The organism is Streptomyces sp. IBSNAI002 (assembly GCF_052244475.1).
In the GTDB taxonomy this organism is placed as follows: Bacteria; Actinomycetota; Actinomycetes; order Streptomycetales; family Streptomycetaceae; genus Streptomyces.
The window spans coordinates 427,503-442,225 of sequence record NZ_JBQPXG010000002.1; the positions used below are offsets into that span (position 1 = coordinate 427,503).

10 protein-coding genes and 2 pseudogenes are annotated in these 14,723 nt (G+C 73.7%); 4 read left to right on the forward strand and 8 right to left on the reverse strand.

What is annotated here, in order from left to right; translation table 11 throughout:
* Nucleotides 1-78: 78 nt before the first annotated feature.
* Together ACTVZO_RS02315 and lanKC are read right to left on the reverse strand one after the other, a co-directional pair.
* Nucleotides 79-219, reverse strand: a complete 141-nt coding sequence (locus ACTVZO_RS02315; RefSeq protein WP_443296712.1) for a SapB/AmfS family lanthipeptide — start codon at nucleotides 217-219, stop codon at nucleotides 79-81.
* Nucleotides 206-2,851, reverse strand: coding sequence for a class III lanthionine synthetase LanKC (gene lanKC, locus ACTVZO_RS02320; protein WP_443296713.1), 2,646 nt, complete (start codon nucleotides 2,849-2,851; stop codon nucleotides 206-208). Before lanKC ends, ACTVZO_RS02315 begins: the two co-directional genes overlap by 14 nt.
* Before the next feature lie 253 nt (nucleotides 2,852-3,104).
* Between lanKC and ACTVZO_RS02325 the strand changes: the two genes are divergently transcribed.
* Nucleotides 3,105-4,286, forward strand: coding sequence for a serine hydrolase domain-containing protein (locus ACTVZO_RS02325; protein ID WP_443296714.1), 1,182 nt, complete (start codon nucleotides 3,105-3,107; stop codon nucleotides 4,284-4,286).
* A gap of 30 nt (nucleotides 4,287-4,316) precedes the next feature.
* Here ACTVZO_RS02325 and ACTVZO_RS02330 read toward each other — a convergent pair whose 3' ends face one another.
* Nucleotides 4,317-4,901 carry a TetR/AcrR family transcriptional regulator gene (locus ACTVZO_RS02330; RefSeq protein WP_443296715.1) on the reverse strand — a complete coding sequence of 195 codons (585 nt, stop codon included), beginning with the start codon at nucleotides 4,899-4,901 and terminating at the stop codon, nucleotides 4,317-4,319.
* A 289-nt stretch (nucleotides 4,902-5,190) separates the two neighbouring features.
* Between ACTVZO_RS02330 and ACTVZO_RS02335 the strand changes: the two are divergent.
* Nucleotides 5,191-5,844 (forward strand): annotated as a pseudogene (locus ACTVZO_RS02335) (DNA glycosylase AlkZ-like family protein); the annotation flags it as partial.
* 121 nt (nucleotides 5,845-5,965) lie between these two features.
* Here ACTVZO_RS02335 and ACTVZO_RS02340 read toward each other — a convergent pair.
* From ACTVZO_RS02340 to ACTVZO_RS02350, 3 genes are all read right to left on the reverse strand, one after another.
* Complete coding sequence (locus tag ACTVZO_RS02340) at nucleotides 5,966-8,968, reverse strand: tetratricopeptide repeat protein (protein ID WP_443296716.1); 3,003 nt, start codon at nucleotides 8,966-8,968, stop codon at nucleotides 5,966-5,968.
* On the reverse strand, nucleotides 8,968-10,830 hold the full coding sequence (locus ACTVZO_RS02345) for an HSP90 family protein (RefSeq protein WP_443296717.1): 1,863 nt from the start codon (nucleotides 10,828-10,830) through the stop codon (nucleotides 8,968-8,970). The genes ACTVZO_RS02340 and ACTVZO_RS02345 overlap by 1 nt, the downstream gene beginning before the upstream one ends.
* A gap of 150 nt (nucleotides 10,831-10,980) precedes the next feature.
* Nucleotides 10,981-11,976 (reverse strand): hypothetical protein, encoded by a 996-nt coding sequence (locus tag ACTVZO_RS02350; RefSeq protein ID WP_443296718.1) that lies wholly within the window; start codon nucleotides 11,974-11,976, stop codon nucleotides 10,981-10,983.
* A gap of 461 nt (nucleotides 11,977-12,437) precedes the next feature.
* Here ACTVZO_RS02350 and ACTVZO_RS02355 point away from each other — a divergent pair, with 461 nt between their 5' ends.
* Entirely contained in the window at nucleotides 12,438-12,908 is a 471-nt protein-coding gene (locus tag ACTVZO_RS02355) for a lamin tail domain-containing protein (protein WP_443296719.1), read from the forward strand.
* 88 nt (nucleotides 12,909-12,996) lie between these two features.
* Here ACTVZO_RS02355 and ACTVZO_RS02360 read toward each other — a convergent pair whose 3' ends face one another.
* Both ACTVZO_RS02360 and ACTVZO_RS02365 read right to left on the reverse strand, forming a co-directional pair.
* On the reverse strand, nucleotides 12,997-13,536 hold the full coding sequence (locus ACTVZO_RS02360) for a SixA phosphatase family protein (protein ID WP_443296720.1): 540 nt from the start codon (nucleotides 13,534-13,536) through the stop codon (nucleotides 12,997-12,999).
* A gap of 154 nt (nucleotides 13,537-13,690) precedes the next feature.
* Nucleotides 13,691-14,348 (reverse strand): annotated as a pseudogene (locus ACTVZO_RS02365) (NAD(P)-binding domain-containing protein).
* A 59-nt stretch (nucleotides 14,349-14,407) separates the two neighbouring features.
* Here ACTVZO_RS02365 and ACTVZO_RS02370 point away from each other — a divergent pair.
* Complete coding sequence (locus ACTVZO_RS02370) at nucleotides 14,408-14,701, forward strand: winged helix-turn-helix transcriptional regulator (RefSeq protein WP_443303022.1); 294 nt, start codon at nucleotides 14,408-14,410, stop codon at nucleotides 14,699-14,701.
* The last annotated feature ends 22 nt before the right edge of the window (nucleotides 14,702-14,723 follow it).

A 14,723-nucleotide genomic window follows, 5' to 3' on the forward strand; every position in this document is an offset into this window, starting at 1 on the left:
TGCCTCCAGTGGTGCGGGTGCCTCCAGTGATGTGGTGCGGGCCCGGGCGGCGAACCGCCCGGGCCCGAGGTGACCTGGTCAGTTACAGGTCGTGAGGCTCAGGCTGCTGTCACCGCAGAGCAGCAGGCTGGCCCGGCTGCCGCCACCGCCGCCGCCCATCGCGACCTCGGTGGCCTCTTCCTTCGGGGTCTCCATCGACTGCAGGTCAAGAAGCGTCATGTCGGTTCCTCTTCTTCTCTCGAGTGGTGCGATGGGTCACGGTCCCGGACGGGACCGGCTCGTGGGGCCGCGCGCGTTCGCGCAGCGGCGGGAGGAACGGCAGGTGCGCGCGCCCGCCGGGCGCCGCGCTGCCGAGGGCGAGGAGAGCGCCGGCCGTGCCCGTGGACAGGTCCATGGACAACCGCATCATCTGCTCGCCGGGGAAGGCCAGATGCCCCTGGTACGGCACGGCGTGCCGGGCCAGTGCCTCGATCTGGCGGGCGACGGCGCCGGGTCCGGTGCCCGGGCCGGGTGTGGTGGTCCGGGCCAGGTGGAGGATCATCCCGGCGGCCCCGCGCATCAGCCCGGGCTGGGCGTAGAAGGTCGCCTGCGCCGCCCGTACGATCTCGCGCCGGGCCTGTTCGAAGCGCTCGTCGGGGCCGTGTTCCAGCCAGTCGTCGAGGACCATGCCGATGCCGACGCTGCCCTCGCCGAGGTACGGCATCGTGCGCCAGCCCTCGTTCACCTGGAGGGTGCCGTACGCGCTGGTGACGCAGCGGTCGAGGTCGCGGTGCAGGGCGTGGGCGGCCTGGATCAGCAGTTCCTTGTCGCCGGTGCGCTCGTACAGCCGTACCAGGAGCAGGGCGGGGCCGGTGTTGCCGTACAGCAGTCCCGCGCGGCTGGGCCGCTGCCCGGGCCGGATGGTCAGTTCGGCGCAGCGCAGGGCCGCGGAGTGCAGTGCGCTCTCGCCGCTCGCGGTGCCGAGCGCGTCCAGGGCCAGGCCGATGCCGGCGAGTCCGCTGTACAGGTCGGGGCCGGCGCTCTCCCAGGGCTGGCTCAGCAGCAGGTCGGCGAGGGCGAGGGCGCGTTCGCGGTGTCCGAGCCGGTGCAGGGTCCAGGCGGTGCCGGCCAGGCCGTCGTAGAAGCCGAGCGGAGTGCCGGAGGCGGGGTCCGCCGTCCGGTCGAGCAGCCATTCCTCGGCCTCGGGCCAGGGGTCGGCGCCGGTTTCGGCGAGGGCGTGGAGCACTCCGGCGATCCCGTAGCCGAAGCCGGTGCCTCCGCCGGCGGTCGCGAACTGGGCGATGTCGCCGGGGACGAACCGGTCCTCGCGGTCCGGGGTGGCGCTCGCGTGCAGCGCCGCGGTGATCGACGTACGGACGGCCGGCCATTGCCCCGGTTCGACGGGCAGGTACGGTCCCGCCGGTGCGGGCGGGCGGTCGCCCGGTGCGCCGAGCGGGACACCGGACAGGATCTCCTCGACGGCCTCGTCGAGGAACTTCCGCGGGACCGGGAACTGTTCGGCGGCGACGGCGGCCAGGTGCGCGGCCTTGGCCCGGTCCAGGACGAGCAGGCTGGTCAGCGGGAGGAAGAGGGCGAGCCGCAGGCAGGCGAGGGCGTAGCGGTCGACGGAGAACCCGCGCCGCTCGGCGGGGGCGACGAAGGCCGGGTTGGCCACGGTCTGCCGCAGGCCCTCGTCCACGTGCGCCGCGGCTTCGAAGTCGAGCAGTGCGACGGAGGGTTCGCCCGCCTCGTCCTCCGCCACCATGATGTTGAAGAGGTGGAGGTCGTTGAAGACCACGCCTCGGGCGTGCACGGCGTCGACGGCTGCCGTGACCCGCTGGTGGATCTTCAGTGCCCAGTCGGTGTACGAGGCGAGCTCGGCCGGGTCGGGATCCGCCTCGATGAGCGGGTGACGGCGGGCGAAGTAGGTGTTGAGCGGTTTGCCGGCGAGGTGTTCCAGCACCAGGAAGTGGTGGTCGCCGACCGTGAACGTGCCGCGGACCGCGGGGACGCAGTCCAGCCCCGCCAGCCGTTCCAGCGCGGCCTGTTCGCGGTGCAGCCGGGTCACCGCGTCGGCGCCGTCGGCGGCGAGTCCGGCGTGGGGGCGGGCCTCCTTGAGGACCACGGGCTCACCGGTGCGGGTGTCCGTGCCGGCGTAGACGCCGCCCCCGTTGGAGAAGTGCAGGGCCCGCTCCACCGTGAAGGGGACGTCGGTGAGGGTGACCGCCGAGCGCGCCGCGAGGTGCGGTGCGAGGAAGTCGGGCAGTTCGAGCCACTCGGGCGGCTGGAACGCCGGTCCGCGGTGGTCCGGGACGAGCCGCCCGTCGGGGGCTGCGAGGGCGGGGACCAGTTCGCCGTGGTCGTCGTAGCAGTGCCGCAGGGTGAAGCTCCCGTAGCGCAGGTGGACCGGTCCGGCGCCCCAGCGCAGATCGCTGAGGATGTACGGGCCTGCCGCCCCGCCCAGCGCGCTGTCGAGGTCTTCCGCGATCCGGCGGCACTGCTGTTCGTCGGCGGGGTAGACGGTGATGAACTTGCCGCTGGCCGCACGGTCGGCGTACTTGGCGTTGCGCAGGTGCAGCAGGTAGCGGCTCGGTATGAACTTGAAGGCGATGCGCCGGGCGGTGCAGTAGTCGTACACCGTCGTCAGCGTCGACTCGGCGTTGTCGAGCGTGGCGGAGACGTGGATCTTCCAGCCCTGCGCGGGCAGTTCGACGGCGTCGGGACGCAGCGCGAGCCAGTCGCCGCTCCGGTGCGAACGCCACCCCGCCGGCACGGGGGCGAGCGCGGCCGGGTAGCTCTCGCCGGCCCGCCGGTACGGCGCGTCGTAGAACCAGCGGTCGGCGTCGCAGAAGGCGGCGTACCCCTTGTTCACACCTGCTCCCTCGGTCGGTGGCAGACCTGACCGTGTCACGCCCGGCGCGGGCGGCGACAGTCACGGCTGTCACCGGTGCGGTGTGCAGTACTCATGAGTCACGAAGGCCGCGGAGGCCCGCGCACGGCTCGGCCGCAGGCCGCTCAACCATCCGCGGGCCGTTCACGGTCTTGTGGGGAAAGCGGCTCCCCATGGCCCGCGTGAACCGCACGAGGGCCACGGAGTTCGCAGAGGACACGCCAAGGAGCACGGCATGACGTTACGGAAGACCGCACGGGTCGGCATGGTGGGTCTGGCGGCGGCCGCGGTGGCGGCCACCGTCCTCGCGGCCCCCGCCCAGGCCGCGTCCGACACCGCCGCCGCGAGGGCCGGGCACGAGGCGACCCGGCGTGCGATGGACGCGGAGGTGAAGGGCGGCATCCCCGGCATCACGGCGCAGGTGCGCGATGGCAAGGGCGTCTGGAAGGCCACCTCGGGCGTCGGAGACCGGAAGACGGGGGCGCCGCGCGGCGCGAACGACCGGTTCCGGGTCGGCAGCATCACCAAGACGTTCGTGGCGACCGTACTGCTCCAGATGGAAGCGGAGGGGAAGCTCGGTCTCGACGACCGTGTGGAGCACCACCTCCCGGGTCTGGTGAGGGGCAACGGGAATGACGGAGACAAGATCACCGTGCGTCAGCTCCTGAGCCACACCTCCGGTCTCTTCGACTACCTGGCCGACGAGGAGTACTTCGCGACGTACATGAGCGGTCAGGGATACCTCGAGCACCGCTACGACACGCTGCCGCCCGAGAAGCACGTGAAGGTGGCCGTCTCCCACGAACCGCTGTTCGCGCCCGGTGACCGGTTCTCCTACTCCAACACCAACTACGTGCTGGCCGGGCTGATCATCGAGAAGGCGGGCGGCCGGACGTACGAGGCCGAGGTCCGCGACCGCATCATCAGGCCGCTGGGCCTGAAGGCCACCTCCAACCCCGGCAACGGCATCCGCATCCCCCGCCCGAGCAGCCGCAGTTACTCCAAGCTGTTCGCGTCGGCGCCCGACCGGATCGACGACGTCACCGAGATGAACGGGTCGCAGGGCTGGGCCGACGGCGACATCATCTCCACCACCGGGGACCTGAACCGGTTCTACGGCGCCCTGCTGCGCGGTGAGCTGCTGCCGCCGAAGCAGCTCAAGGCCATGAAGACCACGGTTGAGTCCCCCGAACGCCCCGACATGGCCTACGGACTCGGCCTCACCCGGCTCCGGACGAGCTGCGGGACCACGCTCTGGGGCCACGGCGGGGGCATGATCGGGTCGACCTCCCTGGCCGTTTCCACGGAGGACGGCCGCCATCAGCTCGTCTACAACCGCAACGGGGACTGGAGCAGCGGATCCCCGACCAGCATCATGGAGGCCGAGTACTGCCCGGCGGCGGCCCCCGCGAGCTGAGCCGCACCCGCCTCCGCGTCCGCGGAGGGTCTACGGGGTTTCTACGGGCCTCCGTGGCGGGGCGAACTCCGTGAGGACCAGCAGGGCGTCGACGAGGTCCTCCGCGGGGGCCCCGGTGGCCAGACGGCGCAGCTGTTGCCCGAAGACCAGGGCGACGGCCGCGCCGGCCAGGCGTTCGGGGTCCGGTACGCCCAGCTGGGTCAGGATCCGGGTGGCGAGCAGGTCGTAGGCGGCGAAGCACTCGGCGGCGGCGGCGCGCAGCCGTTCGTCGCGCCCGGCCTGGACGTACAGCTCGAAGGGCGCGATGTGGCGGCTGTCGAAGGCGTTGCCGCCCGCGACCTGCACCACCGCGTCGGCCGCCTGCCCGAGGTCGAAGCGCTCGTCGGAGCAGGCGTCGGCCAGCGCCGTGAAGTGCCGGGTCTCCTCGGCCACGAAGTGCAGCAGGCTCTCGCGCAGCAGCTCGTGCTGGGTGACGAAGTGGTAGGTGACGGAGCCGAGGGAGACGCCGGCCTCCTTGGCGATCCGCCGGTTGGTGACGGCGGCGATGCCGTCCTCCCCGATGATCCGCAGTACGGCGTCGATGATGCTCTGGCGGGTGTCGGAAGCAGGGGACATGCCGGCAATTCTGCCCCATCGGGCGGCGCTGCCGACCGGGCGGGAACGGGGAGTTGGGGACGCTCACGGTGTGCACAACGGGCGGAACCATGCCCACGGTTCGTTCGAACGAACAGTAGGCATGGCCGGCCCGGTCGCCGAAGGTGCCGTACGGCAGATCGTCGAGGCCCGGCGCGCACGCCGGTGGCCGGAACCGGGCGGCGCCGGTCCCGGCACGGCTCGCGGCGCGTCGTAGCGTGGGGCCATGCAGAGGATCCCGGTCTCCTGGACCGCCGCGAGCGCCCGCCGGATGGAGCGGCAGGGGCTCCTGACTCCGGTCCCGGCGGGCCGTGCCTCGCCCGCCGACATCGCGGGGCGGATGCTCGGCGCGCACGCCCAGGTGGCGTCCGCGGCGGAACTCTCCATCGCGCTGCGCCTGGACGGCGCGACACGTACGGACGTACGCGACGCCCTGACCCTCGGACGGCAGCCGGCCGCTCCACCAGGCCGGGTAACGGGGGCGGCAGCGGGACCGGCAGCGGGCGCTCTGGTCAAGACCTTCGGGCCGCGCGGCACCGTCCATCTGCTGCCGGCCCGGACCGGCGCCTGGGCCGCGGACCCCGTCGTGCCCGCCTTCCAGACCGTGTGGCCGCGCTGGCGCCAGGTCACGCACACCGCGGCCCACCGCGGCGTGCTGGCCTTCGGCCGCGACCGGGGGCGCAAGGTCACCTACACCAACCCCGGCTGCACCCCGGCCGCCGCCACCCGGTCGCTGCACGAGCTGGTGGACCGCTACCTGCACGCCTACGGACCCGCCACGGCCCAGGACTTCGCCTCCTGGCTCGCCGCCCCCAAGGGCTGGGCCGGCGATCTCTTCGCCTCCCTCGCCGGGCAGGGACGCATCGAGGAGGTGGCCTTCGCGTCCGGCCGGGCATGGCTCGCCGCCGGCGACACCGCCTTCCCCGACGCGCACTGGACGAGCAGGCGGAGCGTACGGCCGCGATCCTCGAGGGGACCGCGGAACTGGCGCTCGACAAGATCACCGTAGGTCCGCACGCCTGACCGCGCGGACCGCGCCTCCCGCGCTACCGGTTGAGGTAGTCCTGCCGCAGGGCGTCGAGGACGTGGGCGGCCTCGGGCAGGTCCGCCGCACGGCAGCGCGCCGCCGCCGCCGTCAGCCGGGCGACGGCGGCCTCGAACCGGGCGAGGCCGTTCCCCTCGATCAGGGCGGCGATCCGGACCGCTTCGGCGCGCGGCACCTCGCCGTGCTCCCCGCCCCGCTCGTGGGCGGCGACGGCCGCCTCCGCCTCGGTCAGCGCCTCCGGGAAGCGGTCGGCCGCCGCCAGGACGCGGGCACGGCGGTAGTGCACCGAACCCGCCGCGTGCCAGGGGGCGAAGTCCTCGGTCTCCTCCGGCACGGCGGCCCGTACCCCGTCCGCCCGTACGAGGTGCTCCAGTGCCGTGTCGAGGCCTTCGGCGCCCCGGGACTCCAGGGTGAGGCGCGCGAACTCGCACATCATGTGCACGATGAGGCCGGGGTTCGGCGCCTCGGCGTGCGAGGAGACGGCGCGCTCGTACGCGGTGCCCGTCGCGTCCCAGCGGTCGGCCATCGCCAGTGCGGTGGCCGCCTCCCCCGCCACCAGGGTGTGGACGGCGCGGTCGTCCTCCCATCCGGCGACCGTGTCCGCCAGCCGCAGGAACTCCTCGGCCGCGGGCAGGAACTCCCCCAGCTCCCGCAGCCCGCGCCCCAGGGTCAGCCGGGCCTGGGCGAGCACGCGTTCGTCGAGCGCGGGCGCCGCCTCGTCGGACAGCACCGATTCCAGCACGGCGACGGCGTCGGCCTGCTGCCCGCTGCGCGCCAGCACATCGGCGAGCTGGAGCCGCGCGTCGGCGGCCTGGTCGTGCGCCCCGTCCTGGTCGAACCGCGCCGCCGCCTCGGAGAGGTGGCGCACGGCGCCGCCGGAGTCCCCGAGGTGCGTCGCCGCGTGGCCGAGCAGGGCGTACGTCGGGGCCAGGGCGAAGTCCGTGTCGTCGTAGCGGGCCGCGTCGGAGACCGCCCGGTGCAGGAGCTCCGCCGCCTCCGCCGGCTCGTCCTTGCGGAGCAGGATCTGGGCCAGCATGGCGCGCAGGCGCGAACCGCGCCAGGGCCGCCCGGAGCCGTCCACCTCCTCGAGCGCGGCGCGCAGCTCCTGCTCGGCGCGCACCGTGTCGCCGGCGCGGCCGGCCAGGTCCGCGGCGAGCTGCCGCGCATTGGCCACCTGGTGGGGCACGGACAGGCGCTGCGCCTCGGCGCGCAGCGCCCCGGCGCGCTCCTCGAACCGCTCCATGACGGGGCCCGTGGCCTCCGGCGGCTGCCGCAGCGCCTCCTGGTAGGCGGCGAAGGCGCAGGAGAACAGCACGTTCAGGTACTCCTGTACGCGCTCCGCCGGCTGCCCGTCGGCTCCGGAGTCCCGGTCCGTGAGCGGGAATTCGGCCTTGAGCCTCTCCGCCTCGCGCGGGGCCTCGTCGAGGCCCGCCCGGATCGCGTCCGCGTCCGGCCGTGCGGCGCCGTGGCCGGCCGCCGGGTCCTGCTGCGGGGCCTCGTCGTCCGTCTCCAGGCCGGAGGAGGCCCAGGCGAGGGCGCGGGTGCGCACGGCGAGGACGTGCCAGGGCATCCCGAGCCGCTCGTACAGCCCGGCGGCCCGCTCCAGCTCCGCGCCGGTCTCCGCTACCCGGTCCTCCTTGGCGAGCCGGTACGCGCGGTGCGCGGCCAGCTCGGCCTGGAGGAGGTCCTCCGGGCCGAGCTGGTCCTCGTACGGGGAGGGGTCCGCGGCCAGGCGTTCCGCTACCCGGTTCCAGAGCCTGGTCTCCCCGGGATGGCCGGCGGCCGCCATGCGGCGGGCCTCGCGCACCAGGGACACGAAGTCGTCGGGTACCTCCGTCTGCGCGACGGGCGCGGTGCCGGCCGGCTTCGTGCCGCCCGCCGCGGAGGACAGGGTGACGGACGCCCGCAGTCCGAGCGGCAGCAGCGGCTGGTCGAGCAGCGGGCGCCGCGCGAGGCGCGTGCGGCGCTGGTCGCCGACGGCCGTGGTGGCGTTGCGCGCGTCGAACGCGGTGGTGAGCCGGTCCGACTCGGTACGGACGTGGGCGAGGAGTTCACCGGCGCGCCAGTTCCGTCCGGGCGGTCCCGCGACGGCGGTGTCGCCGTGGCCGTCCTCGACGAGGCGGGCGAGGAGCACCTCGACGCCGGTGAGGAAGTGCAGGCGGCCCAGGGGGGCGCCGGTCGCCTCGAAGAGCGGGCGGTTCTCCGCGAGGATCTCCAGCCCCCGGCCCTCGTTGCGCGAGAGGGCGCAGAATTCGAGGTGCAGACCGACCTCGTCCTGCATGCCGGTGTTGCCCCGCACCCGCCGGTAGCCGGTGAGGTGGTGGGAGCGGGCGTCGTCCGGACGGCCGGCGCGCAGCAGCGGCAGCAGGGCGCGGGCCTGGCTCATCTGCGGTTCGTCGCTGCATCCCATGGCTCCGTCGAGGACCGGCCGCCAGACGTCCAGGGCTCCGGCGTCGTCGTCCGCCGTCACCTGGTGCCAGGCCAGGTGCCGGGTCTCGCAGGCCTCGCAGTCGCTCAGCTCGGTACGGGGGCGGGTGGCCCACAGGTCGTAGGCGTCGGCGACGCCGGCGCCGGTGTGGGAGGCGACGTGGTAGCGCATCGCCGCCACCGGCTGCATGCCGTGTCCGGCGGCCTCGTAGCGGATGCGCATCTGGTCGATCCATCCGCGGACGGTGGCCAGGGACACCTCGGGCACCTGGAGGAGGGAGGTCGTCACCCACTTGAAGCGCCAGAAGACCTGATGGGCCTCCCACTGGCTGAAGGATTCGGGAGCGGTCTCCCACAGCTTGAGGACCCGGGCGAAGACGACGGGCGACTTGCGGTGTTCGCCGGTGTGCTCGTAGGCCGTCATCAGTTCCAGCAGGGCCGTGATGAGGACGTCGGGCTCGTCGAAGGATTCGGCCGCCTCGACGAGTTCCTCGGCGGTGATGGTGCGCTGCAGGCCGTGGGGACGGTCGTGGTTCTCGCGGAGCGCGTCGACCACGGCCTCGTGGGTGTCCGGCATCAGTGTTCCTTCCGGGGCTCGGAGCCGGGTGCCCCGGTGCCGGGGTGGTGCATGGCGTGGGTGAGCAGGCCGATGAAGGCCCGGTTGAGCAGGGCGCTCTCTCCCGCCCGCAGCGGGCGCCGGCTGAGCAGCAGGGCCTGGCCGTAGAGGGCTTCGGCGGTCGTGACGGCCAGTCCGCGCTCGGTGATCGTGATCGCCTGGCGGACCAGCGGGTTGAGGTGGTTCAGGACGAGCTGGGCGCGCGGGGTCTCGTGGCGCAGGGAGCCGAGGATGTCGGCCCACAGGCCGTCGCTGTCGGCGGCGAGGCTCGACCTGGTCCGCTCATGGCGGGCCTCCCGGTTGTCGAGCAGCAGCGCGGGGGCGGTGACGGGCTGGAAGTCCCGCAGCACGACGTCGCAGTCGTGGACGCCGATGGTCTCGCGGGCCACGGCGAGGAAGTGCGCCGCCCTCAGCTCGGCGGCCGGGTCGACGGCGTCGAGGTGGGCGGTGACGGTGGCCGGGTCGAGGTCGGTGACGGCCGTGCCGGGACGGATCTCCGGCAGCCGGTGCACGAGGTCGCGGTCGTACGTGTACCCGCCGTTGACGACGCCGAGGCCGGCGGCCGAGGCGATGGGCGCGACCTGACGGAACTCCTCGACGCTGCGCGCGACCAGGACGGTCGGGTGCGCCCGAGCGAACTCCTCGAGCGTGACGTTGCCGTCGGTGGTCTCGAAGGGCAGCCACGGCAGCACGATGCGCAGCAGCTCGTCGTCGTAGCGGGCGAGCGCCTTCACCGCGAGGTGGTGCGTGTCGATGAAGCGGTGCAGCAGGGAGGGGTCGCTGGCGGCGAGTCCGGTGAGCCAGTCGCGGATGCGGTCGCCGAGGGCGTCGCGCACGGCGGACAGCGTGCCGTCCTCGTACAGCGCTTCGCGGGAGGCGGTGGGCCGCAGGCTGGTGGTGTCCACCACGCAGCGCACGAAGAAGGCCCATTCGGGGAGGAGTTCGGGTGCCTGGTCCGTGAGCAGCATGCCCTTGAGGTGCACGCGGTGCCCCGCGCGCTGTGCCGGGCTCACGGCGGTGGGCAGGACGTAGGCCACGCCGCGCAGTCCGGCGGCGGGGAGGTCGAACTCGATGGTGTCGAGCGGGGTGAAGTCGAAGAGCCGGCGGCAGTAGCCGGTCAGCGCCTCGCGGCGGGCAAGCGGGGAGCGGTGGGTCTGCTCCCACGGGGGTGTGTCGTTGATCCGGTGGGTCTCGCCCCGCGGTCCGACGACGGTGACCTCGTGCCTCAGCAGGCCGCCGTAGTGCCGGGCCAGGGAGACCACCTGCTCCGGCTTCGTCCACTCGGCGTTGTCGGCGCGGGGGGTGAGGCGCACGGTGGTGCCGGGCTCGGGGACGGCCGAGGCGGGCAGGGTGCGGATGGTGTAGCGGCCGTCGGAGTGGCCGCGCCATTCGACGGCGGGGGCCGCCGGGTCGGCCGCGGACCGGCTGAGCACGGTGATCTCGTCGGCCACGACGAAGCAGGCGAGCAGTCCGATGCCGAACTGGCCGATGAACTCCCCGCGGGCGGCGTCGAGCCCGGCGCCGTCGAGGGCGCCGTCCGCGGTCCGCTTCGAGCTGCGCCCGATGGTGGCGAGGAAGCGGTGGACGTCGGCTTCGGTCAGGCCGATGCCGGTGTCCGTGACGGTGAGGGTGTCGCCGGTGCGCACCGTGATGGCGGCGGGCGCACCGGGGTCGACCGCCTGCCGTGCGGTGATCGCGTCGACGGCGTTCTGCAGCAGCTCGCGCAGGTAGACGCGGGGGCTCGAGTACAGGTGGTGGGAGAGCAGGTCGACCAGGCCGCGCAGGTCGACCTGGAAGGTGTGGGCGGATTCGGAAGGGGGCACCTGGCACGGTCTTTCGGTGGGCGCGCCGGCGCGGCCGCGGGGGCGGCGCCGGCGGGAGGGCTGACGGAGGGGGTTCGGGGTGCGGCGTGGAAGGGCGGGCAGGGTCGCGGCGGCGCCGGCCGTCCCGCCCGGTCACGGCACCCGGTCGTCTCAGACGGCCTGGCCGGCCTGGCGTCCGGTCGAGGAACGCTGCTTGCGGTAGGCCGCGGCGGGGTCCGAACCGTTCAGGTAGTACCAGGGGAACTTGGTGACGCGGCCCTCGGTGGCGTCGAAGCACTCCCGTGCGGCGTCCCGGTCCCCGGCCAGGGAGAAGGCCATGGCGAAGGTGTTGAGGACCTGGCTCCAGGCACCCCGGCGGTCGAAGTCCGGGTGCCGGAACGAGTGGTCGGCCGCCTCCCGCAGGGACGCCCTCACCTCGGGCCGGTGCATGTACGCGGCGTCGGGTCCGGCGTCGAGGGAGAGCCACTCCTCCAGGTGCGCGACGGCGACGAGCTGGCCCAGGAGCGTGCCGCCGGGTGCGGCGAACGCGGACGTGCGGGCGAAGGAGTGCATCTCCTCGTGCGATCCGCCCCACTTCGCGCAGACCTGCTGCAACTGCTGCTGGTGCGCTCCGAGATGGTGCGGGTCGCGGCGCACCGTCGCCGCGAACCTGCGTCGCGCGGCGGTTTGGCCGACTTCGAGGCCTCGGCCGGTGATCTGGAGGCCGTACCAGGGGGAGCTCCACCGCGGTTCGCGTTCCGCCACCTCGTACAGCCACTGCTCGGCCGTGTGCAGGCGTGCGTGGAACACCTCGAACTGTTCGCGCGAGACGTCCTTCGCCCGCGCGCCGGTCCGGGCTTCCCATGCCCAGCCGATCTGGCGGATTCCGGCCACCAGACGGGGCAGTGGCGCGTCTGGTTCCGCTTCGAGGACCGCGGTGATCCACCGCTCCACCCCCGCGGTCTCACCGACGGCCCACAGCAGTTCCGTCCGGTCCTCGCTCTCGGGACGCGCGTCGAGCACCGCCCGTACCGTGGCCCAGTCCCCCGCCGATGCGGCGTCCCGTACGCGCCGCGCCTCGGGATCGCCCGAGTCCTCCTGCACCTGCGCGACGGGCCGGCCCGCCCATTTCCCCAGCGTGAGCCCCCATTGACGGAGCAACGCCATGTCCCCACCCCTTGCCGTGTTCGAACGGGGAGGCCGTGGATCACCCCCTCGTGAAGGTAGTGACTATCACGCGTGACCGAAAATCGCACACTCGATTTCACAGCGTACGCGTAGGCGAACACGCGGCAGGATCGCCTGTTACGGAACAGCCAACCCGTTCGGCGCAGAGCGCACGAGCCGGCGCGGACACGCGGGTCTGGTGGCCGAAACCCGCATGCCCCGCTATCGCACGGGCCGTTCACATCCGTCACCTGAGATCCGGTCAACACCGGATTGACGTATGCCTCTTACAAGGGAGGGTTACCGACATGTCCTCATTTGGCAACACGGGTCCTGAGTTGTGGCGTTTGGTGGCGGATCGGGCCAGAGTGTGGCTCGCCGGCAGGACGCCGGTCACCGCACGGAGCCCGCACGGCCGTCACGAGGCCGGACCGGGCTGACTTTCCGAAGGAGTCCTCTCCATGTCCGCTTCTCCCGCCACCCGCCGTCTCCTCGCCGCGGTCCTGGCCGCCGGCACCCTGGTCGGCGCGGCCGCCGTCCCGGCCGCCGCCCACGACGACGACCGGCGCGACCACCGCGGCCGGCACTCCTCGATCGTCATCGGGGACGTGCAGCACGAGAGCCGGGGCCGCGACAACCGCGCCCTGAACCGCGAGTGGGTCGAGGTGAAGAACACCGGCCGCCACGCGGTGGAGCTGCGCGGCTTCACCCTCACCGACAGCGACGGCAACCGCTACCGCTTCCGGGGCTTCCGCCTCGACGGCCGCTCCAGCGTCAAGGTCCACACCGGCCAGGGGAACAACGGCAACCGCGACCTCTACCAGGACCGCCGCCACCAGATCTGGGACGAGCGCGACACCGCCACCCTGCGCGACGACCGCGACCGCGTGGTCGACGCCAAGTCCTGGGGCCGGCGCGACAACCGCCGCTAGCTCCTCGCCTCCGGGCTGCCCCTCTCCCCTACGGCGTGCCGCGGCGACGACCCCGCCGCGGCACGCCGCCGCGTAGCGGTACCGCCCGTCAGGAGGACGGGGACCAGAGGGCTGCCAGCCTGCCGTGGCCCGGGGTCACGGCGTCCCAGCCGTCGGCCAGGTCCACCACGGCGACTCCCGACGTGGGGAACCCCTCCCGGAGCCGTGCCAGCAGGTCCGCCGGGCCGCTCCCGCACAGGGCCGAGGCGAGTTCGTGGATGCCGGAGTTGTGGCCGACGAGCAGCACGTTGCCGAGGTTCCCGCCCCGCGCGGCAAGCACCTCGACCAGCACGCTCGGAGTCGCGTCGTAGAGCCGGTCGTCGTACACCGTCGGGGGCGGGCTCGTCAGGGCGGGCAGCATCAGCTCCCACGTCTGCCGGGTCCTGCGCGACGGGGAGCACAGGGCCAGATCGGCCCCGTACCCCGACCCGGCCAGCCAGCGTCCGGCCCCGGGCGCGTTCGTACGGCCCCGGTCGCTCAGGGGACGGTCGAAGTCGTCCGTCTGCCCCTTGGGCACGGCCTTCGCGTGCCGGACCAGCAGCAGTCGGCGGCCGTCGCCGCCCGCGCGGGCCGCGGGTTCCACGGGCATGGTCGTCTCCTTCGGCGCGGGGCTGGTACAAGGCCATGGTGCGGCCGCCACCTGACGTACGCACGTGCGAGCCCTCCGACGGAGGTCCGCGCCGCCCGGGCCCCTCCCCCGCCGTGGAGGGCCGGGCCCGGGCGCCGTCGGCGCGTGACGGCCCTCAGCGACGGCCCAGGAGCTCCGCGATGCGGATGAACCCGTCCGCGCCGTGCCCCCGCCCGACGGCCCGGCGGGCCATGCCCTCGGCCGCGCGCATCACGCCCGCATCGATGCCGTGGGCCTCGGAGGTGTGGACGATGTGCGCCATGGACGAGACCGCCGAGGTGATCGGGTTGCCCTCCCCGGAGAAGGTGTCGAGCAGCGCGATGTCGTACGCCGCCGCCCTGCCGGTGTCCTCGCCCACGTGGGTGTGGGTGCCGCCCAGCGCGTCCAGCGACGGCCGGAGCTCGCGGTAGAGCTCCTCGGGGCCGCTGTGGATGAACACCGCGGCGGGCGTTCCGATGGTCGTGGTCGGCGTCATGATCGCGCCGTCCAGGTACCGGATGCCGTGCGCGGCCGCCCAGGCCGCCGTGTCCCGGGCCCGCGCCGGGGTGTCGGCGGTGAGGTTGACGAGCGTGCGCCCCTTGAGCGCAGCGGTGACCGTGCCGGACCGCAGTACGGCGTCGGACGCGTCGTATGTTCACCACGCAGACCACGGTCAGCGGGCTCGCGGAGACCGCCTCCTCCACCGAGCGCGCGCCGAGCGCGCCGCGTTCGAGCAGCTCGCGGTCCCTGCCCGGCGTCCGGTTCCAGAACGTGGTCCGCAGGCCGGCGTCCAGGAAGGCCGCGCGGCCGTGCCCAGGACCCGGATGTCTGCGGAGTGACCGCCGCGATCGCCATGATCGACGGCAAGTGGAAGACCGCTCTGCTCTGGCTGCTGGAATCCGGCCAGCACCGCCCCGGTGAGCTGCGGCGGCGGTTGCCGGGCCTCAGCGAGAAGGTGCTGACCCAGGCGCTGCGCGAGATGCAGACGGACGGGCTGGTGCACCGGGAGGTGCACGATGTGCTGCCGTTGAAGACGGTCTACTCCCTGACGCCGTTCGGCCGCGAGCTCTCCGAGGCGTTGAACTCCCTCTCCGACTGGGGCCATCGCCGCCTGGAGAAGCTCAACAAGGCCTCGTCGGCTTCCTGACGCAGCGGTGCGTCCCCCGTGT